Genomic DNA, 23,244 nt, shown 5'->3' with positions numbered 1-23,244 from the left:
AGACCATGGCACGACTGAAAGAGATTTACCGGAACGAAATCGCTCCTAAGCTTAAGGAAGAACTTAAGCTGTCGAACGTGATGGAAGTTCCGCGCGTTACCAAGATCACCCTGAACATGGGTCTGGGCGAAGCGATCGGCGACAAGAAAGTCATCGAGCACGCTGTTGCCGACCTGGAAAAGATCACCGGTCAAAAGCCGGTCGTGACTTTCGCTCGCAAATCCATCGCTGGCTTCAAAGTCCGCGAAGGCTGGCCGATCGGCGTCAAGGTGACCCTGCGTAGCGACAAGATGTACGAATTCCTGGACCGCCTGCTGGCGATCTCCCTGCCTCGGGTTCGCGACTTCCGCGGCCTGAATGCCAAGTCCTTCGATGGTCGTGGCAACTACAGCATGGGCGTGAAAGAGCAGATCATCTTCCCGGAAATCGACTACGACAAGATCGATGCTCTGCGCGGTTTGGACATCACCCTGACCACCACTGCTCGTTCGGACGACGAAGGCCGCGCTCTGCTGCGTGCTTTCAAGTTCCCGTTCCGCAACTGATTGGAGTAGGAAAATGGCCAAGAAGAGCATGAAGAACCGCGAGCTGAAGCGTCAGCTCACGGTAGCAAAGTTCGCCAAGAAGCGTGCTGAGCTGAAAGCGACCATCGTTAACCAGAATGCCTCTCCAGAAGAGCGTTTTGCTGCCGTTGTCGCTCTGCAGAAGCAGCCACGTGACGCTAGCGCTTCGCGCCTGCGCAACCGTTGCCGCCTGACCGGTCGTCCTCACGGTGTATACCGTAAGTTCGGCCTGGGCCGTAACATGCTGCGTCAAGCTGCAATGCGTGGTGACGTGCCGGGTCTGGTCAAGGCCTCCTGGTAATCGCTGCAGGCAAGGCGCTGGTGGAAGGGGAGCAATCTTCCGACCGCCGGTGACCTCGCCAACAAACAAGCCCCTATATGGGGCTTGTTTCGTTTCTGCCTTGTGTCTAGAATGACCGGCTCACCTGAGCCTGGGTTTTTGCCCAATCCGTTCGGGTGGTTGTCATAGCCGCAAGGCTAATAATTCTTGTATCAGGAGCATCTAGCCCATGAGTATGCAGGACCCGTTAGCGGACATGCTAACTCGCATCCGTAATGCCCAGATGGCTGAAAAGTCCGTCGTAAGCATGCCTTCCTCTACCCTGAAGGTCGCGGTTGCCAAAGTTCTGAAGGACGAAGGTTACATCGCTGGCTACCAGGTAACTGGTGAGGCCAAGCCTTCCCTGTCGATCGAACTGAAGTACTTCGAAGGCCGTCCGGTCATCGAGGAACTGAAGCGCTCCAGCCGTCCAGGCCTGCGCCAGTACAAGGCCGTCACCGATCTGCCGAAAGTACGTGGCGGTCTGGGCGTGTCTATCGTCTCCACCAACAAAGGTGTGATGACGGATCGCGCTGCGCGCGCTGCCGGTGTCGGCGGCGAAGTTCTGTGCACAGTGTTCTAAGGGGGGATAGACATGTCTCGCGTCGCTAAGAACCCCGTTAAGCTGCCATCCGGTGTCGAAGTCAAATTCGCCGGTCAGCAGCTTTCGGTGAAGGGTGCCAAAGGTACTCTCGAACTGAACGTTCACTCGTCTGTTGAAGTTACCGAAGAGTCTGGTGAGCTGCGTTTCGTCGCTCGCAATGGTGACCAGCAAGCTCGTGCCATGGCCGGTACCACCCGCGCTCTGGTCAACAACATGGTCCAAGGCGTAAGCCAAGGCTTCGAGCGCAAGCTCCAGCTGGTCGGTGTTGGTTACAAGGCACAGGCTAAAGGCACCGTCCTGAACCTGGCCCTGGGCTTCTCTCACCCAGTGGACTACGAACTGCCAGCCGGTATCACCGCTGAAACACCTAGCCAGACCGACATCCTGATCAAGGGTATCGACAAGCAGCTGGTAGGTCAGGTGGCCGCTGAAATCCGCGACTTCCGTCCGCCAGAGCCTTACAAAGGTAAAGGTGTGCGTTACGCGGACGAAGTAGTCCGTCGTAAAGAAGCCAAGAAGAAGTAGGGCCTAGTAAATGACCGACAAAAAAGTTATTCGACTGCGTCGCGCTCGCAAAGCACGTCTCAAGATGCACGAACTCGAAGTCGTGCGCCTGTGCGTGTTCCGCTCCTCGCAGCACATCTACGCCCAGGTCATTTCGGCCGACGGCAGCAAGGTTCTGGCAAGCGCCTCGACCTTGGACAAAGACCTGCGTGATGGCGCCACTGGCAACATCGACGCGGCCACTAAGGTTGGCAAGCTGGTAGCTGAGCGTGCGAAAGCCGCCGGTGTATCTCAAGTTGCCTTTGACCGTTCCGGCTTCAAGTACCATGGCCGCGTCAAAGCGCTGGCTGATGCTGCTCGTGAAGGCGGGCTGGAGTTCTAAGTTATGGCAAATAACGATCAAAAGCGCGACGAAGGCTACATCGAGAAGCTGGTTCAAGTTAACCGCGTTGCCAAAACCGTAAAAGGCGGCCGTATCTTCACTTTCACCGCGCTGACCGTGGTGGGTGATGGTAAAGGTCGTGTTGGCTTCGGCCGTGGCAAGTCGCGCGAAGTACCAGCCGCGATCCAGAAAGCCATGGAAGCTGCTCGCCGCAACATGATCCAGGTTGACCTGAAGGGCACCACCCTGCAGTACGCCACCAAGGCTGCCCACGGCGCCTCGAAGGTTTACATGCAGCCTGCCTCGGAAGGTACCGGTATCATCGCCGGTGGCGCAATGCGTGCTGTCCTGGAAGTTGCTGGTGTTCAGAACGTTCTGGCCAAGTGCTACGGTTCGACCAACCCAGTGAACGTGGTTTACGCCACCTTCAAGGGTCTGAAAGCCATGCAATCTCCTGAATCCATTGCCGCCAAGCGTGGCAAGAGCGTCGAGGAGATCTTCTGATCATGGCAACCGTAAAAGTAACGCTGATCAAGAGCGTCTCGGGCCGTCTGCCTAACCACAAGCTGTGTGTTAAAGGCCTGGGTCTGCGTCGCATCGGTCACACTGTAGAAGTCCAGGATACTCCCGAGAACCGCGGGATGATCAACAAGGCTTACTACATGCTGAAGGTCGAGGGCTAATCGATGAAACTCAATGATCTGAGTCCAGCGCCGGGTTCCCGTCGCGAGAAGCATCGTCCAGGTCGTGGTATCGGTAGCGGTCTGGGTAAGACCGGCGGCCGTGGCCACAAAGGTCAGACTTCCCGTTCGGGTGGTTCGATCGCTCCTGGCTTCGAAGGCGGTCAACAGCCGCTGCACCGTCGCCTGCCGAAGTTCGGCTTCGTTTCCCTGAAGGCCATGGACCGCGCCGAAGTGCGTCTGTCCGAGCTGGCTAAAGTGGAAGGCGACGTGATCTCCGTGCAATCCCTGAAGGATGCCAACGTGATCAACCAGCACATTCAGCGTGTGAAAATCATGCTGTCTGGCGAAGTTACTCGCGCAGTCACCATCAAGGGTATCGCAGCCACCAAGGGTGCGCGTGCGGCTATCGAAGCAGCTGGCGGCAAATTCGAGGAATAAATGGCTAAGCAAGGTGCTCTCTCTTCGCTCGGTAAGGGCGGGATGTCGGAACTCTGGGCTCGTCTGCGCTTTCTGTTCATGGCGATCATCGTCTATCGGATAGGTGCGCATATCCCGGTTCCCGGCATCAATCCGGACCGTCTGGCGGATCTGTTTCGGCAGAATGAGGGGACCATTCTTAGCTTGTTCAACATGTTTTCCGGTGGCGCGCTCGAACGCATGAGCATCTTTGCACTGGGGATCATGCCGTACATTTCGGCATCGATCATCATGCAGTTGATGACGGCGGTCAGCCCGCAACTGGAGCAGTTGAAGAAGGAAGGTGAAGCTGGCCGTCGCAAGATCAGCCAGTACACCCGCTACGGCACCGTTATCCTGGCACTGGTCCAAGCCATTGGCATGTCCATTGGCCTGGCCAACCAGGGCGTGGCGTTTTCTGTAGGCCTGGGCTTCCACGTCGTCGCTGTTTCCACTTTCGTGGCAGGCGCGATGTTCATGATGTGGCTGGGCGAGCAGATCACCGAGCGCGGTGTGGGCAACGGTATCTCGATGTTGATCTTCGCAGGTATCGTTGCCGGTCTTCCGAGAGCAATCGGGCAGTCTTTCGAGTCTGCACGCACAGGCGATATCAACATTTTCGCCCTGGTCGCTATCGGTCTGCTGGCAGTAGCGATTATCGGTTTTGTGGTGTTCATTGAGCGTGGTCAGCGTCGTATCGCCGTTCATTACGCCAAGCGTCAGCAGGGCCGCAAGGTCTTCGCTGCGCAGACCAGCCACTTGCCGTTGAAGGTGAACATGGCGGGGGTTATCCCGGCCATTTTCGCGAGCAGCATTCTGCTGTTCCCGGCTTCGCTGGGTGCCTGGTTTGGTCAGTCCGAAGGTATGGGCTGGCTGCAGGACATCTCGCAGTCGATCGCTCCTGGTCAGCCGTTGAACATTCTGCTGTTTAGTGCAGGGATCATTTTCTTCTGCTTCTTCTACACAGCGTTGATGTTCAACCCGAAAGACGTAGCGGAAAACCTGAAGAAGTCCGGTGCCTTTATTCCGGGCATCCGTCCTGGTGAGCAGTCGGCGCGCTACATTGATGGCGTTCTGACCCGTTTGACCATGTTCGGTGCTCTTTACATGATGGCCGTCTGCCTTCTGCCCCAGTTCCTGGTGGTGGCAGCAAATGTGCCGTTCTACCTTGGCGGGACCTCGTTGCTGATTGTGGTAGTGGTTGTGATGGACTTCATGTCCCAAGTACAATCGCACCTCGTTTCGCACCAGTACGAATCCCTGATGAAGAAAGCCAACCTGAAAGGCTACGGTGGCAGCGGTCTGCTGCGCTGATACGCCCCTAAGGTTCGAGGAGTCGGTAATGAAAGTTCGTGCATCGGTGAAAAAGCTGTGCCGTAACTGCAAGATCATCCGTCGCGAAGGCGTCGTACGAGTGATCTGCAGCGCGGAACCGCGTCACAAACAGCGCCAAGGCTGAGTGTGATCTGCGCTTCAAACCCAGCAGCTAGTGTGCTGCTGGGTTGATTATTCGTTTCTACAGCGATATTATCTCGCGCCCTATTTCTTGGCTTCCGGGGCGTAGGTAGCTGTCAATTGGAGTCCCACTGAATGGCCCGTATTGCAGGCGTCAACATTCCAGATAACAAGCATACTGTTATCTCGCTGACCTACATCTATGGTGTCGGTCGCACAACTGCACAGAAGATTTGTGCAGACGCTGGTGTAAACCCAGCCGCTAAGATCAAGGATCTGAGCGACGAGCAAATCGAAACCCTGCGTGGCGAAGTCGCGAAGTTCACCACCGAAGGTGACCTGCGTCGTGACGTCAACATGAAGATCAAGCGCTTGATGGACCTGGGTTGCTACCGCGGCCTGCGTCATCGTAAAGGTCTGCCGGTTCGCGGTCAGCGCACCAAGACCAACGCACGCACCCGTAAGGGCCCGCGTAAGCCGATCCGCAAGTAATCGCCCAGGAATATAGACATGGCAAAACCTGCTGCTCGTCCTCGTAAGAAAGTCAAAAAGACAGTGGTTGATGGCATCGCCCACATCCATGCTTCTTTCAACAACACCATCGTGACCATCACCGACCGTCAGGGCAATGCTTTGTCCTGGGCGACCTCCGGTGGTTCGGGTTTCCGTGGTTCGCGCAAATCCACCCCGTTCGCAGCCCAGATCGCTGCTGAGCGTGCTGGTCAAGCTGCGCTGGAATACGGTCTGAAGAACCTCGACGTTAACGTCAAGGGTCCAGGTCCAGGTCGTGAGTCCGCCGTTCGTGCATTGAACAGCTGCGGCTACAAGATCGCCAGCATCACCGACGTGACGCCAATCCCGCACAACGGGTGCCGTCCGCCGAAGAAGCGTCGCGTGTAATCAGGAGACAGAAGAATGGCACGTTACATTGGTCCAAAATGCAAACTGTCTCGTCGTGAAGGCACTGACCTGTTCCTGAAGAGCGGCGTTCGCGCTCTGGAATCGAAGTGCAATATCGAAGCAGCCCCAGGTATCCACGGCCAGCGCCGTGGCCGTCAGTCCGACTACGGCACCCAGCTGCGTGAGAAACAAAAAGTCCGTCGTATCTACGGTGTTCTGGAGCGTCAGTTCCGCGGTTACTACCAAGCTGCTGCCTCGAAAAAAGGCGCAACCGGTGAGAACCTGCTGCAACTGCTCGAGTGCCGTCTGGATAACGTCGTTTACCGTATGGGCTTCGGCTCGACTCGTTCCGAGTCCCGTCAGCTGGTTTCGCACAAAGCGATCAGCGTCAACGGTAAAACTGTAAACATTCCATCCTACCAAGTTCGTCCGGGTGACGTGGTCGCAGTCCGCGAGAAATCGCTGGGCCAGTTGCGCATTGTTCAAGCCCTTGAACTGTGCGCCCAGCGTGGCCGCGTTGAGTGGGTTGACGTGGATGCTGCTAAAAAGTCGGGCGTTTTCAAGAACGTTCCTGCTCGCAGCGACCTGTCTGCCGACATCAACGAAAACCTGATTGTCGAGCTCTACTCCAAGTAAGGGCTAGAAAATAGGTGCATCCATGCAGATTTCGGTAAATGAGTTCCTGACTCCCCGCCATATTGATGTGCAGGTAGTCAGTCCGACCCGCGCCAAGATTACGCTCGAGCCTCTCGAGCGTGGTTTCGGCCATACCCTGGGCAACGCGCTGCGCCGCATCCTGTTGTCCTCCATGCCTGGCTGTGCAGTAGTCGAGGCCGAGATCGATGGCGTACTCCATGAGTACTCCGCGATCGAAGGTGTTCAGGAAGACGTAATTGAAATCCTGTTGAACCTGAAAGGCCTGGCTATCAAACTGCATGGTCGTGACGAAGTTACGCTGACCTTGTCGAAAAAGGGTTCGGGGGTGGTTACCGCTGCCGATATTCAGCTGGATCACGATGTCGAGATCGTCAACCCCGATCACGTAATCGCGAACCTGGCGTCGAACGGCGCTCTGAACATGAAGCTCACTGTAGCTCGTGGTCGTGGTTACGAGCCGGCCGACTCCCGTCAAACCGACGAAGACGAAAGCCGTAGCATTGGCCGTCTGCAGTTGGACGCTTCGTTCAGCCCGGTGCGTCGTATCGCCTATGTGGTCGAGAACGCCCGTGTTGAACAGCGTACCAACTTGGACAAACTGGTCATTGATCTGGAAACCAACGGCACCCTGGATCCTGAAGAGGCTATCCGCCGCGCTGCGACCATTCTGCAACAGCAGCTGGCCGCGTTCGTCGACCTCAAGGGTGACAGCGAGCCTGTCGTAGTCGAGCAGGAAGACGAGATCGATCCGATCCTGCTGCGTCCGGTTGACGACCTGGAACTGACTGTACGTTCGGCCAACTGCCTCAAGGCGGAGAACATCTACTACATCGGCGACCTGATTCAGCGTACCGAAGTAGAGCTGTTGAAGACTCCTAACCTGGGTAAGAAGTCCCTGACTGAAATCAAGGACGTTCTGGCCTCTCGTGGTCTGTCTCTCGGCATGCGCCTCGACAACTGGCCGCCTGCAAGTCTTAAGAAAGACGACAAGGCGACCGCCTGATCGTCGTAATCACCGAACGTAGTGTTTGGTAAGGAATGAATCATGCGTCATCGTAAAAGTGGACGTCACCTGAGCCGCACCAGCTCTCACCGCAAGGCTATGTTCCAGAACATGGCAGTGTCGCTGATCGAGCACGAGCTGATCAAAACCACCCTGCCGAAAGCCAAGGAACTGCGCCGCGTTGCCGAGCCGCTGATCACCCTGGCCAAGGAAGACAGCGTTGCTAACCGTCGTCTGGCCTTCGACCGTACCCGTTCGAAGTCCGCTGTTGGCAAACTGTTCAACGATCTGGGCAAGCGTTACGCCACCCGTCAGGGCGGCTACCTGCGCATCCTGAAGTGCGGTTTCCGCGCTGGCGACAACGCGCCTATGGCGTACGTCGAGCTGGTTGATCGTCCGGTCGGCGGTGCTGTAGAAGCTGCTGAGTAAGACGTTCTGTCTGCTACAAAAAACCGGGCCTAGTGCCCGGTTTTTTGTTTGCACATCTATTGTTTATTTCTATTGATGTAAGTCATGTAATAAATTTGTGCCTGTAATCTCGCTCGGCAATACTCTCTTCACAGCCGATTAGCCGGCGCTTGAAGACCGATAAGGAGAGCCCATGAGCAAGATTCTCACTACCGCTAGCGGTGCACCTGTAGCCGACAACCAGAACTCCCGCTCCGCCGGCCCGCGCGGTCCGCTGCTGCTCGACGACTTCCACCTGATCGAGAAGCTCGCCCATTTCAACCGCGAGAACATTCCAGAACGCCGCGTCCATGCCAAAGGCTCGGGTGCCTATGGCACTTTTACCGTTACTCACGATATTACCGGCTATACCAGCGCCAAGCTGTTTGAAGAGATCGGTAAACAAACTGAGACTTTCTTACGTTTTTCCACCGTTGGTGGCGAGCGCGGTTCGGCAGATACCGAGCGTGACCCGCGCGGTTTCGCGGTGAAGTTTTACACCGAGGAAGGCAACTGGGACATCGTCGGTAACAACACGCCAGTATTCTTCATTCGCGACCCACTGAAGTTCCCGGACTTTATCCACACCCAGAAGCGCCATCCGCAGTCCAACCTGAAGAACGCTCAGATGATGTGGGATTTCTGGTCGCACTCTCCTGAAGCGCTGCACCAGGTCACCATCCTCTTTTCCGACCGTGGCATTCCGGACGGCTACCGCCATATGCATGGCTTTGGCAGCCATACCTACAGCCTCATCAATGCAAAGGGGGAGCGCACTTGGGTCAAGTGGCACTTCAAGACTCAACAAGGCATCAAGAACCTCACCCCGGCAGACGCTGCACGCCTTGCAGGTACCGACCCGGATTACGCTCAGCGAGATCTGTTTGAGGCCATCGAACGTGGCGACTACCCGCGCTGGACGGTCTGCATTCAGGTGATGAGCGAAGCCGAGGCTGCTAGCCGTGACGAGAACCCATTCGACGTGACCAAGACATGGTCGCAGAAGGACTATCCGCTCATCGAGGTGGGTGTGCTGGAGCTCAATCGTAACCCGCTCAACTATTTCGCAGAGGTCGAGCAGGCCGCGTTCGGGCCGAGTAATATGGTGCCCGGCGTCGGTCTTTCGCCAGACCGCATGCTGCAAGGCCGCGTATTCGCCTACGCTGATGCGCACCGCTATCGCGTGGGTACCAATCACCAGCAATTGCCAGTCAACGCGCCGCGCTGCCCGGTTAACAGCTATCAGCGCGACGGCTCCATGGCCACCGGTGGCTACGGTAGTGCACCGAACTATGAACCAAACAGCTACAGCGGTGCCCCGAAACAGTCCCCACGTCATGCTGAGCCAGCATTGGCCATGAATGGTTCGGCTGATCGCTACGATCACCGCGAGGACACCGACTACTTCAGCCATGCCGGCGCTTTGTTCCGTTTGATGAGCGATGAGCAGAAGGCCCTGCTGATCAGCAACATCGCCGGTACCATGGCGGGCGTCAGCGAAGACGTGATCCAGCGTCAGTTACAGTACTTCTTCAAGGCGGATCCGGCCTACGGTGAAGGGATTGCGAAGGCTTTGGGCATCAATCTCGCCTAAGTCGAAGTGATAAGAAGAACCGCCCTCATTTGGGCGGTTTTTCAATGAATATCACTACTGTTTAACCGATTTTTTGCGTCTGATTGCGCGTTTTTCAGTGACCGTAGACAAAAGCTGGTTCACACTATGTGGCATAGACGTTTTCACATGGAGAATCAGGGCGATGCAAGGCCACCCGGATGTAATCAACTATCTCGTCACGCTGTTGAAGGGCGAACTGGCGGCACGCGACCAGTACTTCATTCATTCGCGCATGTACGAAGACTGGGGCCTGTCCAAGCTCTACGAGCGCATCAACCACGAGATGGAGGAAGAGACGCAGCACGCCGATGCCCTGATGCGTCGTATCCTCATGCTCGAAGGGACCCCTGACATGCGTGCGGATGACCTGGAGGTCGGCAGCACCGTGCCGGAAATGATCGAGGCAGACCTCAAGCTCGAATACAAGGTGCGCGGTGCGCTTTGCAAAGGCATCGAGCTGTGCGAATTGCACAAGGATTACGTCAGTCGTGACATCCTGCGTGCGCAGCTGGCCGACACCGAAGAAGATCACACCTACTGGCTCGAGAAGCAGCAGGGCCTGATCAAGGCCATCGGGCTGGAAAACTATCTGCAGTCGCAGATGTAAGTTATCCACAGACACAAGTAAAAGCCCCTGGCACCAACGGTACCAGGGGCTTTTTCATTGCGTTGACAGCACTCAGGCCCGATCCCGCTCCAGCAATGGTTTCAGGTAATGGCCGGTATACGACTGTTTCATCACGCTCAGCTCTTCTGGCGTACCGCAGGCAATGATCTGCCCACCCTTGGAGCCACCCTCAGGGCCCAGGTCAACCAGCCAGTCGGCGGTCTTGATCACATCCAGGTTATGCTCGATCACCACCACGGTATTGCCGTGGTCGCGCAGGCGATGCAATACGTCCAGCAGTTGCTGGATATCGGCAAAGTGCAGGCCGGTGGTAGGTTCGTCGAGGATGTACAAGGTCTTGCCGGTATCGCGCTTGGACAGCTCGCGCGACAGTTTCACCCGCTGCGCCTCACCGCCGGACAGCGTGGTCGCTGACTGCCCCAGTTTGATGTATGACAGGCCCACGTCCATCAACGTTTGCAGCTTGCGCGCCAGCGCCGGCACCGCATCGAAGAACTCTCGGGCATCCTCGATGGTCATTTCCAGCACCTCGTGGATGTTCTTGCCCTTGTACTTGATCTCCAGGGTTTCGCGGTTGTAGCGCTTGCTCTTGCACACGTCACACGGCACGTAGATGTCCGGCAGGAAGTGCATTTCCACCTTGATCAGGCCATCACCCTGGCAGGCCTCGCAACGGCCACCCTTGACGTTGAACGAGAAACGCCCCGGGCCATAACCACGCGAGCGTGACTCCGGTACACCAGAGAAAAGTTCGCGGATCGGCGTGAAGATGCCGGTGTAGGTCGCCGGGTTGGAGCGTGGGGTGCGGCCGATCGGGCTCTGGTCGATATCCACCACCTTGTCCAGGTGCTGCAGGCCGTCCATGCTGCTGTGTGGCGCGGCTTCCAGGCTGCTTGCGCCATTGAGGGCGGTGGCGGCCAAGGGGTAAAGGGTATTGTTGATCAGCGTCGATTTACCCGAGCCGGATACACCGGTCACGCAGGTCAGTAGGCCGATCGGTAGTTCCAGGTCGACGTTCTGCAGGTTGTTGCCACGCGCACCCTTGAGCTTGAGCTGCAGCTTCTTGTTGCGCGGTGTGCGCTTGGCCGGCACAACGATCTTCTTGCGCCCGGACAGGTACTTGCCAGTCAGCGAGTCAGGGTGGTCCATGACCTCCTGAGGCGAGCCTTCGGCGACGATCTGCCCGCCGTGCACACCAGCGCCAGGGCCGATGTCGACCACGTAGTCGGCCAGCCGGATGGCGTCCTCGTCGTGCTCCACCACGATTACCGTGTTGCCCAGGTCGCGCAAATGGTTGAGGGTGGCCAACAGGCGGTCGTTGTCGCGTTGATGAAGGCCGATGGACGGTTCATCGAGGATGTACATCACCCCCACAAGACCGGCGCCGATCTGGCTGGCCAGGCGGATACGTTGCGCTTCACCACCGGACAGGGTGTCGGCGCTACGATCCAGGGTCAGGTAGTCGAGGCCGACGTTGACCAGGAACTGAAGTCGTTCGCAGATTTCCTTGAGGATTTTTGCCGCGATTTCGCCACGCCGGCCGGTCAGGGTCAGTTCGCCAAAGTAGTTGCTGGCTTCACCGATCGGCATATTGGTTACCGCCGGCAGGGTCTTCTCGCCCACCCACACATGGCGCGCCTCGCGGCGCAGGCGCGTACCCCGGCAATCCGGGCACGGTTGCGTGCCAAGGAATTTAGCCAGTTCTTCACGCACCGTGGCCGATTCGGTTTCGCGGTAGCGGCGCTCAAGGTTCGGCACAATGCCTTCGAACGGGTGCGATCGCTTGACGATGTCGCCTCGGTCGTTGAGGTACTTGAAGTCGACACTCTGCTTGCCGCTGCCCTGCAGGATCACCTTCTGGTGTTCGGCCGACAGCTCGCCGAAAGGCTCTTCCAGGCTGAAGCCATAGTGCGCGGCTAACGAACCAAGCATCTGGAAGTAGTACACGTTACGGCGGTCCCAGCCGCGGATCGCGCCTTCGGCCAGGGTGAGCTCGGTGTTGACCAGGCGTTTGGTGTCGAAGAACTGCTTGACCCCCAGGCCGTCGCAGGTCGGGCAGGCGCCAGCCGGGTTGTTGAAGGAGAACAGCTTCGGTTCCAGCTCGCTGATCGCGTGGCCGCATACCGGGCAGGCGAAGCGCGCGGAGAAGATTGTCTCTTCGCCTTGTTCGCCGTCCATCGGTGCCACCAAGGCAATACCATCGGCCAGCTTCAACGCGGTCTCGAACGATTCGGCCAGGCGCTGTTGCAGGTCGGCGCGGACTTTGAAACGGTCCACCACCACATCGATGCTGTGCTTCTTCTGCTTATCCAGCTTGGGCAACTCATCGAGTTCGTAGAGTTTGCCGTTGACCCTGGCCCGCACGAAGCCCTGGGCGCGCAGCTCGTCAAACACTGCCAGATGCTCACCTTTGCGCTCGCGCACTACCGGCGCGAGCAGCATCAGCTTGCTGCCTTCCGGGTTTTCCAGCACCAGGTCGACCATTTGGCTGATCGTTTGCGCCTCCAGCGGAATATCGTGGTCCGGGCAGCGTGGCGTACCGACGCGGGCGTACAGCAGGCGCAGGTAGTCATAGATTTCGGTGATGGTGCCGACCGTGGAACGCGGGTTGTGCGAGGTCGATTTCTGCTCGATCGAAATCGCCGGCGACAGGCCTTCGATGGTGTCGACGTCGGGTTTTTCCATCATCGACAGGAACTGCCGGGCGTAGGCCGACAGCGACTCCACGTAGCGGCGCTGGCCTTCGGCGTACAAGGTATCGAACGCCAGGGACGACTTGCCGGAACCGGACAGGCCGGTGATCACGATCAACTTGTCCCGGGGCAGGGTCAGGTCGATGTTCTTCAGGTTGTGGGTACGTGCCCCACGAATCAGGATCTTGTCCACTACGGCCTCGCTCGGCGGGCATAAACAAGGAAGTATACGGCGCCCTGCCAGTACGCGGCAAAGCGTCGCGTAGATGCCGTCAAGCTGTCGGACTGATAGAATCGCCGCCGGTTCACACGAGGTTAATCCATGCACGACACCCACAACGAGCGCATGAGTGGCGGCGAAACCCGCGCCGCTGGCGGCCTTGCCCTGGTCTTTGCCTTTCGTATGCTGGGCATGTTCATGGTCTTGCCGGTACTGGCTACCTACGGCATGGACCTGGCTGGCGCCACGCCTGCGCTGATCGGCCTGGCCATTGGTGCCTATGGTCTTACACAGGCGGTATTTCAGATCCCGTTCGGGATGATTTCTGACCGCATCGGTCGCCGGCCGGTGATTTATCTGGGGTTGGTGATCTTTGCCCTTGGTAGCGTGTTGGCGGCCCAGGCCGACTCTATCTGGGGCGTGATTGCCGGGCGCATCCTGCAGGGCGCCGGGGCAATTTCTGCTGCGGTCATGGCGCTGCTGTCCGACCTCACCCGCGAACAACACCGGACCAAGGCCATGGCCATGATCGGCATGAGCATCGGCCTGTCGTTCGCTGTCGCCATGGTCGTTGGTCCACTGCTGACAAGTGCCTTTGGTTTGTCAGGTTTGTTCCTGGTCACGGCTGGGCTTGCCCTGGTAGGCATCCTGTTGATCGCCTTTGTCGTGCCCAATACCCACAGCATCCTGCAGCACCGCGAGTCGGGTGTGGCGCGCCAGGCCATCGGCCCGACCCTGCGCCATCCGGACCTTCTGCGCCTGGACGTCAGCATTTTCATCCTGCACGCCATCCTCATGGCCAGCTTCGTTGCGCTGCCGCTGGCGTTCGTCGAGCGTGGCGGCCTGCCCAAGGAGCAGCACTGGTGGGTGTACCTGACCGCGCTGTTCATCTCATTTTTTGCAATGGTCCCGTTCATCATCTATGGCGAAAAAAAGCGCAAGATGAAACGTGTGTTGGCCGGCGCGGTCAGTGTCCTGCTGCTGACAGAGATATACTTCTGGGAGTGGGCTGACGGTTTGCGCGGACTGGTGATTGGCACCGTGGTATTCTTTACCGCATTCAACCTGCTGGAGGCTTCGCTGCCTTCTCTGGTGAGCAAGGTGTCGCCTGCCGGTGGCAAGGGGACGGCAATGGGGGTGTATTCCACCAGCCAGTTCCTCGGTGCAGCGTTAGGCGGGATTCTGGGTGGCTGGCTGTTCCAGCACGGTGGGCTGGACACGGTGTTCCTCGGTAGCGCGGCGCTGTGTGTTATCTGGCTGATCGTTGCCTTGCGCATGAACGAGCCGCCATATGTGACCAGCCTGCGCATGCCCCTGACGCCTGAGGCGGTCCGGGAAGCCGGCCTGACCGAGCGCCTGATGGCCGTGCCGGGTGTGACCGACGCTGTGGTGGTGGCAGAAGAAGCCGCCATCTATATCAAACTGGATACGAAAATTTTGGACCGTGCGACCCTGGAGCGACTGGTGAATCCAGCCTCTTCGGCGTGCGAAGCCTAGGAGAACGTTATGGCCCGTGGGGTTAACAAAGTCATTCTGGTCGGTACCTGTGGCCAGGATCCCGAAGTCCGCTACCTGCCCAACGGTAACGCCGTGACCAACCTGAGCCTGGCCACCAGCGAGCAGTGGACTGACAAGCAGTCGGGCCAGAAGGTCGAGCGTACCGAGTGGCACCGGGTGTCGCTGTTCGGCAAGGTTGCCGAAATCGCTGGCGAATACCTGCGCAAAGGTTCGCAGTGCTACATCGAAGGCAAGCTGCAGACCCGCGAGTGGGAAAAAGACGGCATCAAGCGCTACACCACCGAGATCATCGTCGATATCAACGGCACCATGCAGCTGCTCGGCGGTCGTCCGCAAGGCCAGCAGCAGGGCGGCGACCCGTACAACCAGGGTGGCGGCAATTACGGTGGCGGCCAGCAGCAACAATACAACCAGGCACCGCCACGCCAGCAGGCCCAGCGCCCGCAGCAGGCCCCTCAGCGCCCAGCGCCGCAACAGCCTGCGCCGCAGCCGGCTGCTGATTTCGACAGCTTCGATGACGATATTCCGTTCTGATCAGAGCGGTAAGGCGTTCAGCAAGACCAGAAACCCGGGGCAGTTGCCCCGGGTTTTTTTATGGGCCGCACCGCGTATCTGACAGCGCTTTCAATAAAACAACCGCGGCTCAGGCGAATCCAGCAGGCTTGCCAGCTTGGTCAGGGCAAAGGCCAGTTCCTGGCGGCTGGGTGCCATCAGGGCGATGCGCACACCGCTGGTGGCGTGGCTGCGTTCTGGCAGAAACTGGCTGCCGCTGACCACCGTTACGCCGTTGTCACGCGCCAGGTTGGCAAACTCGTCGCTGGTCCACGGTTCTGGCAGCTCCAGCCAGATATGGAAGCTATGGGGCTGAATGCGGATCTTGTATTGGCCAAGAATCTCCCTGGCCATGTGCTGGCGCGCGGCCGCCTCTTCCTGCTGCATACGCACCAACTGGTCGGCCTTGCCGCTGTTGATCAGGTTACTGGCCAGTTGCGCCATCAATGGCGATGGCATCCACACGCTGCTGCGTACCATCGATGATAACCGTGACAGGGTTTGCGGCGGGGCGTACAGGTAGCCGATGCGCAGCGCCGGCAGCACGCTTTTGGACAGGCTGGTGAGGTATACCGAGCGCTCTGGCGCATACGCTGCAAGCGGCTTGTAGTCTGGGCTGGGCTCGAGAAAACCGTAGATATCGTCATCCACGATGAACAGGTCGAACTCACGGGCGATCTCGGCAATAGCCTGACGCCTTGCAGGGGGCATGATCGAGTTGGTCGGGTTTTGGTGCGTGGTGACGCACACCAGCAGGGAAGGGCGGTGTTCCAGGCAGGCCGCGCGTAATGCTTCCGGGATGAGCCCGTGTTCGTCCACGGCGACGCCGCGCAGGCGTCGGCCCATGCTGTGGGCCAGGGATATGATGCCCGGGTAGCAGAGCGACTCGCACAGCACCACATCGTCACTCTTCGACAGGCTGCTGATGGCCACCAGCAGCCCATGCTGGGCGCCAGCGGTCAGTACTACCTGTTGCCAGCGCGCATCAGGCAGCCAGCGCTGTAGCCAGGTCGCACCGGCTTGTTTGTGGGACGTGTGGCCACCCTCTGTCACATAGTCGAGTACCTGCCCCAAGTCCGAGGAGGCGGCCAGTTCGCTGATAGCCGTGCCTAGCCATTCGCTCATGTGAGCGTCGTTGGGCTTGATGATCGAGAGATCAATCTGGCTGCTCTCTCCGGCCACAGGGGCGGGCACCGACGGGGCGGTTAATGGCTGTCGCAATTGCCTGACAAATGTGCCTCGGCCTACCTCGCCCGCCACCAAGCCGCGCTTGGCTGCTTCGTCGTAGGCCCTGCCAACAGTGCCGGGGGTTACGTTCAGCGCCTCGGCGAGGTCCTTGAGTGTGGGTAAGCGATCGCCTTCTGCAAGCCGACCACTTTCGATGTCCTGTTCAAGGGCATCAGCGATCATCAGGTAAACCGGCTGTGTTTGATGGCTGTATTGAGGGACCCACATGGAGATGGCACCAGACGCTGCAAGAGCGCGAAAGCCTAGCATGAAAGCTCTGATGCAGGTAATGATAGTAATTGGTTGGATTGATTTGGTTTTATTTTAGATTGAATCGATTTAATTTTTGAAATTACAATCATCGCACCGATCAGGCCAGCCGCACTCGGGCTGTGCCTGGCTTAAACGCTCCACTGGATGGACATTGCTATGGAAATTTTGGGTTCTTACTGGGCGGAGCACTGGTTGCTGGCCATCCTCATGCTTGGCGCGATCGCCTTTGTTGCAGGTTTCGTCGACAGCATTGCCGGTGGTGGTGGTTTGTTCCTGGTACCGGGCTTTCTGCTGGTTGGCATGCCGCCGCAGGTGGCACTGGGTCAGGAAAAACTGGTCAGTACCCTCGGCACACTGGCGGCTATACGAAACTTCCTGGCCAACAGCAAGATGGTCTGGCAGGTAGCGTTGGTCGGGGTGCCGTTTTCGCTGCTAGGCGCCTATCTGGGGGCTCACCTGATCGTATCGATCTCGCAGGAAACTGTGGGCAAGATCATCCTGGCACTGATCCCGCTCGGCATTCTCATTTTCCTTACTCCCAAGGACCGCCCGGTCGAGGAGCGCGAACTGTCATCGCGCATGCTGTTCACCGTGGTCCCGCTGACCTGCCTGGCCATTGGCTTCTATGACGGCTTCTTCGGCCCCGGCACCGGCAGCATGTTCATCATCGCTTTCCATTACCTGTTGCGCATGGACCTGGTCTCCAGTTCGGCCAACTCCAAAACCTTCAACTTCGCTTCCAACATCGGCGCGTTGGTCGCCTTCGTCAGCGCAGGCAAGGTCGTTTACCTGCTGGCATTGCCACTTGTGGCCTGCAACATCCTCGGTAACCACCTGGGCAGTTCCCTGGCCTTGCGTAAAGGTAACGACGTGGTGCGCAAGGTGTTGGTGTTCTCGATGCTCTGCCTGTTCACCAGCCTGGGCGTGAAGTACCTGACCTGACCCATTGATAGGAGATAACGAATGAAAACCGCATTTGTAACCGGTGCTTCCTCAGGCTTTGGCCGCGCCATCTGCTGCACTCTGATCGGCAAAGGCTACCGCGTGGTCGGTGGGGCCAGGCGCATGGACAAACTGAAAGCACTGGAGGCTGAACTGGGCGCCAATTTCATTCCGCTGGCGCTGGATGTCACTGATTCAGTATCGCTCGAGAAGGCGGTCGAGCAGATGCGTGAGGCGTCGCTGCAGATCGATCTGCTGGTCAACAACGCGGGGCTGGCGCTGGGCGTGGACCGTGCCCAAGCCAGCAGTGCCGCAAACTGGCAGCAGATGATCGACACCAACATCACCGGCCTGGCCATGGTCACCCACAAGATTCTGCCGCAGATGGTGGAAGCCGATAGCGGCATGATCATCAACATCGGCTCGATCGCCGGTACTTACCCCTACCCGGGCGGTAACGTGTATGGCGCCAGCAAGGCGTTCGTCCGCCAGTTCAGCCTCAACCTGCGTGCCGACCTGGCTGGTACCCGCGTGCGGGTAAGCAACATCGAGCCGGGGCTGTGCTCAGGCACTGACTTCTCGATGGTGCGCCTGAATGGCGACGTGGACGCCGTGCAGGCCCTGTATCGGGATGTAGAGGCCCTCCTGCCGGAGGACATTGCAGCAACGGTAGCCTGGGTTGCCGAGCAGCCGGCGCATGTAAACATCAACACCATCGAGATCATGCCTGTGGCGCAGAGCAGTGCGGCACTGAATGTGGTGCGCAACCTGCCACGTACCTGATCGGTGCTGTACCACTGACTCAGGTCATCGCACCTTCTGGATTCTTGACTAGTCTTATCGTTTGGCGGCTATCAATTGGCCGCCACCGTGACTACCAAGAGGCGCCGGCAATGTTCCGCGCGTCCACCACCTGATCAGGAGTGCACGATGGACCTGAACCGTCGGCAGTTCTTCAAGGTCGCCGCCGTCGGCCTTGGAGGCTCGAGCCTTGCAGCGTTGGGCATGGCCCCGACGCCGGCATTCGCCGAGCAGGTGCGTCACTTCAAGCTGGCGCATACCAAAGAAACCCGTAACACCTGCCCATACTGTTCGGTCGGCTGCGGCCTGATCATGTACAGCCAGGGTGATGCGGGAAAAAACGTCAAACAGAACATCATCCATATCGAAGGGGACGCCGACCACCCGGTCAACCGCGGCACCCTCTGCCCGAAAGGCGCCGGCCTGTTGGACTTTATCCACAGCCCGAGCCGCCTGCAGTACCCCGAGGTTCGCAAGCCGGGCAGCAAAGAATGGGTGCGGGTCAGCTGGGACGAGGCGCTCGACCGCGTCGCCGACCTGATGAAGCAGGACCGCGATGCCAACTTCATCGAGAAGAACGCCCAAGGGCAAACAGTCAACCGCTGGCTCACCACCGGTTTTCTTGCTGCCTCCGCCGCCTCCAGCGAGGCTGGTTACCTGACCCACAAGGTCGTCCGCGCAACAGGCATGCTGGGGTTCGATAACCAGGCACGTGTCTGACATGGCCCGACGGTGGCAAGTCTTGCCCCGACGTACGGCCGTGGCGCCATGACCAACCACTGGTCCGATATCGCCAACGCGAATCTGGTCCTGGTGATGGGTGGCAACGCAGCAGAAGCGCACCCGTGCGGCTTCAAGTGGGTGACCGAGGCCAAGGCGCACAACAAGGCGCGGCTGATTGTGGTCGACCCGCGGTTTACCCGTACCGCTTCGGTGGCGGATTACTATGCACCGATCCGTACTGGTACCGACATCGCCTTCATGGGCGGGCTGATCAACTATCTGCTTAGCACAGACAAGATCCAGCACGAGTACGTGCGCAACTACACTGACGTGTCGTTCATCGTCAAAGAGAACTATGGCTTCGAGGACGGGCTGTTCAGCGGCTACGACGAGGCCAAGCGTGTGTACGCCGACAAGTCCGGTTGGGGTTACGAGTTGGGCGAGGACGGCTATGCCAAGGTCGACCCGACACTGCAGCACCCTCGCTGCGTGTTCCAGTTGATGAAGCAGCATTACAGCCGCTATACCCCGGAACTGGCGAGCATGACCTGTGGCATGCCACAGGACGCCATGATGAAGGTCTGGGAAGAGATCGCCTCCTGCTCGGTACCGGGCAAGACCATGACGATCCTCTATGCGCTCGGCTGGACGCAGCATTCGATCGGCGCGCAAATCATTCGTAGCGCGGCCATGGTCCAGTTGCTGCTGGGCAACGTCGGCATGCCGGGGGGCGGGGTCAACGCGTTGCGTGGACACTCCAACATCCAAGGGCTGACCGATCTCGGCCTGTTGTCCAATTTGCTGCCGGGTTACCTGACCTTGCCCGGCGATGCCGAGCAGGATTACGCCGCCTACATCGACAAGCGCGCCTCCAAGCCACTGCGTCCGGGCCAGCTGTCGTACTGGCAGAACTACGGCAAGTTCCACGTCAGCCTGATGAAAGCCTGGTACGGGGCCAACGCCACGGTAGAAAACAACTGGGGCTACGAGTGGCTACCCAAGCTCGACGTGCCTGGCTACGACGTGCTGCGCATGTTCGAGATGATGGACCAGGGCAAGGTCAACGGCTATATGTGCCAAGGTTTCAATCCGATTGCAGCGCTGCCGGACAAGAACCGTGTCACCGCGGCGCTGAGTAAGCTCAAGTGGCTGGTGGTCATGGACCCGCTAGCTACCGAGACATCGGAGTTCTGGCGCAATGCCGGGCCGTTCAACGACGTCGACACGGCCAATATCCAGACCGAAGTGATCCGCTTGCCCACTACCTGCTTCGCCGAGGAAGACGGGTCGCTGGTCAACAGCAGCCGTTGGCTGCAATGGCACTGGAAGGGCGCAGACGGCCCGGGCGAGACCCGTACCGACGTGCACATCATGAGCGAGTTGTTCCTGCGCCTGCGCCAACGCTACCAGGCCGAGGGCGGCGCCTACCCCGACCCGATAATGAACATCAGCTGGCCGTACAAGATACCTGAGGAGCCATCCCCGGAGGAGTTGGCCAAGGAGATGAACGGCTGGGCGGTGGCCGATGTCACCGACCCGACTGGCGCGGTGATCAAGGCGGGCCAGCAACTGGCGGGCTTCGGCCAGCTCAAGGACGATGGCAGCACCGCGTCTGGCTGCTGGATCTTCGCCGGCTGCTGGACCGAACAGGGCAACCAGATGGCTCGCCGCGACAACAGCGACCCGTATGGCATGCACCAGGTGCAGAACTGGGCCTGGGCCTGGCCGGCCAACCGCCGCATCCTCTACAACCGTGCCTCCAGCGACCCGCAAGGCAAGCCTTGGGACCCGGAGAAAAAGCGCCTGGTGTGGTGGAACGGCAAGGCCTGGACCGGCACCGACGTGCCGGATTTCAAGGTCGACTCGCCGCCCGAAGCGGGGATGAACCCGTTCATCATGAACCCCGAAGGCGTGGCGCGTTTCTTTGCCATCGACAAAATGGCCGAAGGCCCGTTCCCCGAGCACTATGAGCCATTCGAAACACCGATCGGCATCAACCCGCTGCACCCGCAGAACAAGAAGGCCACCAGCAACCCGGCCGGGCGCATCTTCGATTCCGTGTGGGACACCCTCGGCACGCACGACGAGTTCCCCTATGCGGCGACCACCTACCGGCTGACCGAGCATTTCCACTTCTGGAGCAAGCATTGCCGGCTCAACGCCATTGCCCAGCCCGAGCAGTTCGTCGAGATCGGCGAGGTGCTGGCCAACGAGAAAGGCATCAAGGCCGGCGACCGGGTACGGGTGTCGAGCAAGCGTGGGCATATCGATGCGGTGGCGGTGGTAACCAAGCGGATTCGCCCGCTGCAGGTCAACAATCAGACCGTGCACCAGATCGGCATCCCGCTGCACTGGGGCTTCACCGGCGTTACCCGGCATGGCTACCTGACCAATACCTTGGTGCCGTTCCTCGGTGATGGCAACACGCAGACGCCAGAGTCCAAGTCGTTCCTCGTCAAAGTGGAGAAACTCTGATGGCCAGCCAAGACATCATCGCCCGCTCGGCCACCACTACCGTCCCGCCCTCGGTGCGTCAGCAGCAGGAGGTCGCCAAGCTGATCGACACTACCAAGTGCATCGGCTGCAAGGCCTGCCAGGTGGCGTGCTCGGAGTGGAATGAACTGCGTGACGAGGTTGGCCATAACCACGGCACCTACGACAACCCCCAGGACCTCACTGCCGAGACCTGGACACTGATGCGCTTTACCGAGCACGAGCGCGACGACGGCAACCTGGAGTGGCTGATCCGCAAGGACGGCTGTATGCACTGTGCCGACCCAGGTTGCCTGAAGGCCTGCCCGAGCCCGGGTGCGATCATCAAGCACGCCAACGGTATCGTCGACTTCAACCAGGACCACTGCATCGGCTGCGGCTACTGCATCACCGGCTGCCCGTTCGACATCCCGCGCATCTCGCAGAAAGACCACAAGGCGTACAAGTGCACCCTGTGTTCCGATCGCGTGAGCGTGGGGTTGGAGCCGGCGTGCGTGAAAACCTGCCCTACCGGTGCGATCGTGTTCGGCAGCAAGGACGAGATGAAAGTGCATGCGGCCGAGCGCATCGTCGATCTGAAGTCGCGGGGCTACGACAACGCCGGGTTGTACGACCCGGACGGCGTCGGTGGTACCCACGTGATGTATGTGCTGCACCATGCCGACACGCCGAAGCTGTATGCCGGCCTGCCGGACCAGCCAGTGATCAGCCCGTTGGTGGGGTTGTGGAAGGGCTTCACCAAGCCGCTGGCGCTGCTGGCCATGGGTGCGGCGGTGCTGGCGGGGTTCTTCCACTATGTGCGCATTGGTCCACAGCGGGTTGAGGAGGATGAGCACCCGACACCGCCGGACGAAAGCGTGCATCAAGTGGACCCGTCGGTCCATGTCTATGATCCGAAGCAGCCCGGTGGGCAAGGGGAGCAGCGGCCATGAACGACAACAAACCCATCCTGCGCTACAACGCCAACGAGCGTAGCAACCACTGGGTGGTGGCGATCCTGTTCATCCTGGCTGGGCTGTCGGGGCTTGCGCTGTTCCATCCGGCGCTATTCTGGCTCAGCAACCTGTTCGGCGGCGGGCCGTGGACGCGCATTCTGCATCCCTTCATCGGGGTAGCGATGTTCGTGTTCTTCCTCGGCCTGGTATTGCGCTTCTGGCGGGCCAACTTCATCACTGGCAACGACCGCCTGTGGCTGCGCCGGGTGGACCGGGTAATGCGCAACGAGGAGGAGGGGGTGCCGCCGGTCGGCAAATACAATGCCGGGCAGAAGCTGCTGTTCTGGACCCTGCTGGTGTGCATGCTGGTGCTGCTGATCAGTGGCGTGGTGATCTGGCGGGCATACTTCAGCCATTGGTTTGGCATCGATGCCATTCGTTTGTCTGCGCTGTTGCATGCGCTGGCGGCCTTCGTGCTGATTCTCAGCATCATCGTGCACATCTACGCCGGCATCTGGATCAAGGGCTCGATCGGCGCCATGCTGCATGGCTGGGTCAGCCGCGCCTGGGCACGCAAGCATCATGAGTTGTGGTACCGCGAAGTGACCGGCGAAAAGACGCCGGGTGATCACGGACGAAAAAAAGGATGAG

26 protein-coding genes are annotated in these 23,244 nt (G+C 59.2%); 24 read left to right on the top strand and 2 right to left on the bottom strand.

Annotation, left to right across the window (positions count from 1 at the left end; genetic code table 11):
- The first annotated feature begins 5 nt into the window (after nt 1-5).
- The 17 genes from rplE (at nt 6) to bfr (ending at nt 10,195) form a co-directional block, all read left to right on the top strand.
- Entirely contained in the window at nt 6-545 is a 540-nt protein-coding gene (gene rplE / locus ACF8EF_RS19300; protein ID WP_003255474.1) for a 50S ribosomal protein L5, read from the top strand.
- A gap of 13 nt (nt 546-558) precedes the next feature.
- Entirely contained in the window at nt 559-864 is a 306-nt protein-coding gene (gene rpsN / locus ACF8EF_RS19295; RefSeq protein ID WP_110637824.1) for a 30S ribosomal protein S14, read from the top strand.
- Nucleotides 865-1,072: 208 nt separating this feature from the next.
- Entirely contained in the window at nt 1,073-1,465 is a 393-nt protein-coding gene (rpsH, locus tag ACF8EF_RS19290) for a 30S ribosomal protein S8 (RefSeq protein ID WP_003255471.1), read from the top strand.
- Nucleotides 1,466-1,477: 12 nt separating this feature from the next.
- Nucleotides 1,478-2,011 carry a 50S ribosomal protein L6 gene (gene rplF / locus ACF8EF_RS19285; RefSeq protein ID WP_003255469.1) on the top strand — a complete coding sequence of 178 codons (534 nt, stop codon included), beginning with the start codon at nt 1,478-1,480 and terminating at the stop codon, nt 2,009-2,011.
- A 10-nt stretch (nt 2,012-2,021) separates the two neighbouring features.
- Entirely contained in the window at nt 2,022-2,372 is a 351-nt protein-coding gene (gene rplR / locus ACF8EF_RS19280; RefSeq protein WP_003255467.1) for a 50S ribosomal protein L18, read from the top strand.
- Between the two features lie 3 nt (nt 2,373-2,375).
- Nucleotides 2,376-2,876, top strand: a complete 501-nt coding sequence (rpsE, locus tag ACF8EF_RS19275) for a 30S ribosomal protein S5 (protein ID WP_003255465.1) — start codon at nt 2,376-2,378, stop codon at nt 2,874-2,876.
- A 2-nt stretch (nt 2,877-2,878) separates the two neighbouring features.
- Nucleotides 2,879-3,055 carry a 50S ribosomal protein L30 gene (gene rpmD / locus ACF8EF_RS19270; RefSeq protein WP_003255463.1) on the top strand — a complete coding sequence of 59 codons (177 nt, stop codon included), beginning with the start codon at nt 2,879-2,881 and terminating at the stop codon, nt 3,053-3,055.
- 3 nt (nt 3,056-3,058) lie between these two features.
- Nucleotides 3,059-3,493 (top strand): 50S ribosomal protein L15, encoded by a 435-nt coding sequence (gene rplO / locus ACF8EF_RS19265; protein WP_003255461.1) that lies wholly within the window; start codon nt 3,059-3,061, stop codon nt 3,491-3,493.
- The gene (gene secY, locus ACF8EF_RS19260; RefSeq protein ID WP_003257108.1) at nt 3,494-4,825 is read left to right on the top strand and encodes a preprotein translocase subunit SecY; all 1,332 of its coding nucleotides are present in this window, start codon (nt 3,494-3,496) and stop codon (nt 4,823-4,825) included. It begins immediately after the preceding gene.
- 28 nt (nt 4,826-4,853) lie between these two features.
- Nucleotides 4,854-4,970 (top strand): 50S ribosomal protein L36, encoded by a 117-nt coding sequence (rpmJ, locus tag ACF8EF_RS19255; RefSeq protein WP_002555468.1) that lies wholly within the window; start codon nt 4,854-4,856, stop codon nt 4,968-4,970.
- Nucleotides 4,971-5,101: 131 nt separating this feature from the next.
- A complete protein-coding gene (rpsM, locus tag ACF8EF_RS19250; protein WP_012316515.1) occupies nt 5,102-5,458 on the top strand; it encodes a 30S ribosomal protein S13 in 357 nt (118 codons plus the stop codon).
- Between the two features lie 18 nt (nt 5,459-5,476).
- The gene (gene rpsK / locus ACF8EF_RS19245; protein ID WP_003255454.1) at nt 5,477-5,866 is read left to right on the top strand and encodes a 30S ribosomal protein S11; all 390 of its coding nucleotides are present in this window, start codon (nt 5,477-5,479) and stop codon (nt 5,864-5,866) included.
- 15 nt (nt 5,867-5,881) lie between these two features.
- Nucleotides 5,882-6,502, top strand: a complete 621-nt coding sequence (gene rpsD / locus ACF8EF_RS19240; protein WP_003255453.1) for a 30S ribosomal protein S4 — start codon at nt 5,882-5,884, stop codon at nt 6,500-6,502.
- Nucleotides 6,503-6,524: 22 nt separating this feature from the next.
- Nucleotides 6,525-7,526, top strand: coding sequence for a DNA-directed RNA polymerase subunit alpha (locus ACF8EF_RS19235; protein ID WP_003255452.1), 1,002 nt, complete (start codon nt 6,525-6,527; stop codon nt 7,524-7,526).
- 42 nt (nt 7,527-7,568) lie between these two features.
- Nucleotides 7,569-7,955 carry a 50S ribosomal protein L17 gene (rplQ, locus tag ACF8EF_RS19230; protein WP_003255451.1) on the top strand — a complete coding sequence of 129 codons (387 nt, stop codon included), beginning with the start codon at nt 7,569-7,571 and terminating at the stop codon, nt 7,953-7,955.
- Nucleotides 7,956-8,127: 172 nt separating this feature from the next.
- Complete coding sequence (locus ACF8EF_RS19225; RefSeq protein ID WP_339443336.1) at nt 8,128-9,567, top strand: catalase; 1,440 nt, start codon at nt 8,128-8,130, stop codon at nt 9,565-9,567.
- A gap of 163 nt (nt 9,568-9,730) precedes the next feature.
- Entirely contained in the window at nt 9,731-10,195 is a 465-nt protein-coding gene (bfr, locus tag ACF8EF_RS19220; RefSeq protein ID WP_003255449.1) for a bacterioferritin, read from the top strand.
- A 72-nt stretch (nt 10,196-10,267) separates the two neighbouring features.
- On the opposite strand, the gene uvrA is transcribed toward bfr, so the two are convergent.
- Nucleotides 10,268-13,102 carry an excinuclease ABC subunit UvrA gene (gene uvrA, locus ACF8EF_RS19215; RefSeq protein WP_392461633.1) on the bottom strand — a complete coding sequence of 945 codons (2,835 nt, stop codon included), beginning with the start codon at nt 13,100-13,102 and terminating at the stop codon, nt 10,268-10,270.
- A 129-nt stretch (nt 13,103-13,231) separates the two neighbouring features.
- On the opposite strand from uvrA, the gene ACF8EF_RS19210 reads away from it, so the two are divergent.
- Together ACF8EF_RS19210 and ACF8EF_RS19205 are read left to right on the top strand one after the other, a co-directional pair.
- Entirely contained in the window at nt 13,232-14,626 is a 1,395-nt protein-coding gene (locus ACF8EF_RS19210; RefSeq protein ID WP_392461631.1) for an MFS transporter, read from the top strand.
- A 9-nt stretch (nt 14,627-14,635) separates the two neighbouring features.
- Nucleotides 14,636-15,181 carry a single-stranded DNA-binding protein gene (locus ACF8EF_RS19205; protein WP_003255446.1) on the top strand — a complete coding sequence of 182 codons (546 nt, stop codon included), beginning with the start codon at nt 14,636-14,638 and terminating at the stop codon, nt 15,179-15,181.
- Nucleotides 15,182-15,271: 90 nt separating this feature from the next.
- Here the strand turns inward: ACF8EF_RS19205 and ACF8EF_RS19200 are convergent, their stop codons facing one another.
- Nucleotides 15,272-16,654 (bottom strand): PLP-dependent aminotransferase family protein, encoded by a 1,383-nt coding sequence (locus ACF8EF_RS19200; protein ID WP_176684328.1) that lies wholly within the window; start codon nt 16,652-16,654, stop codon nt 15,272-15,274.
- Between the two features lie 201 nt (nt 16,655-16,855).
- On the opposite strand from ACF8EF_RS19200, the gene ACF8EF_RS19195 reads away from it, so the two are divergent.
- The 5 genes from ACF8EF_RS19195 to ACF8EF_RS19175 all read left to right on the top strand — a co-directional run bounded on the left by ACF8EF_RS19195 (nt 16,856) and on the right by ACF8EF_RS19175 (nt 23,243).
- Complete coding sequence (locus ACF8EF_RS19195; RefSeq protein ID WP_021783899.1) at nt 16,856-17,641, top strand: TSUP family transporter; 786 nt, start codon at nt 16,856-16,858, stop codon at nt 17,639-17,641.
- A gap of 21 nt (nt 17,642-17,662) precedes the next feature.
- Nucleotides 17,663-18,424 (top strand): SDR family NAD(P)-dependent oxidoreductase, encoded by a 762-nt coding sequence (locus ACF8EF_RS19190; RefSeq protein ID WP_021783900.1) that lies wholly within the window; start codon nt 17,663-17,665, stop codon nt 18,422-18,424.
- Between the two features lie 147 nt (nt 18,425-18,571).
- Entirely contained in the window at nt 18,572-21,640 is a 3,069-nt protein-coding gene (gene fdnG, locus ACF8EF_RS19185; protein ID WP_176684330.1) for a formate dehydrogenase-N subunit alpha, read from the top strand.
- The gene (gene fdxH, locus ACF8EF_RS19180; RefSeq protein ID WP_176684331.1) at nt 21,640-22,590 is read left to right on the top strand and encodes a formate dehydrogenase subunit beta; all 951 of its coding nucleotides are present in this window, start codon (nt 21,640-21,642) and stop codon (nt 22,588-22,590) included. The genes fdnG and fdxH overlap by 1 nt, the downstream gene beginning before the upstream one ends.
- Nucleotides 22,587-23,243, top strand: coding sequence for a formate dehydrogenase subunit gamma (locus ACF8EF_RS19175; RefSeq protein WP_392461602.1), 657 nt, complete (start codon nt 22,587-22,589; stop codon nt 23,241-23,243). Before fdxH ends, ACF8EF_RS19175 begins: the two co-directional genes overlap by 4 nt.
- Nucleotide 23,244 lies beyond the last annotated feature (1 nt).

Source organism: Pseudomonas sp. zjy_15 (assembly GCF_043101865.1).
In the GTDB taxonomy this organism is placed as follows: Bacteria; Pseudomonadota; Gammaproteobacteria; order Pseudomonadales; family Pseudomonadaceae; genus Aquipseudomonas; species Aquipseudomonas putida_Y.
Note: the sequence above shows the minus strand (reverse complement) of the source record. Positions and strands in the feature narration are given on the sequence as shown.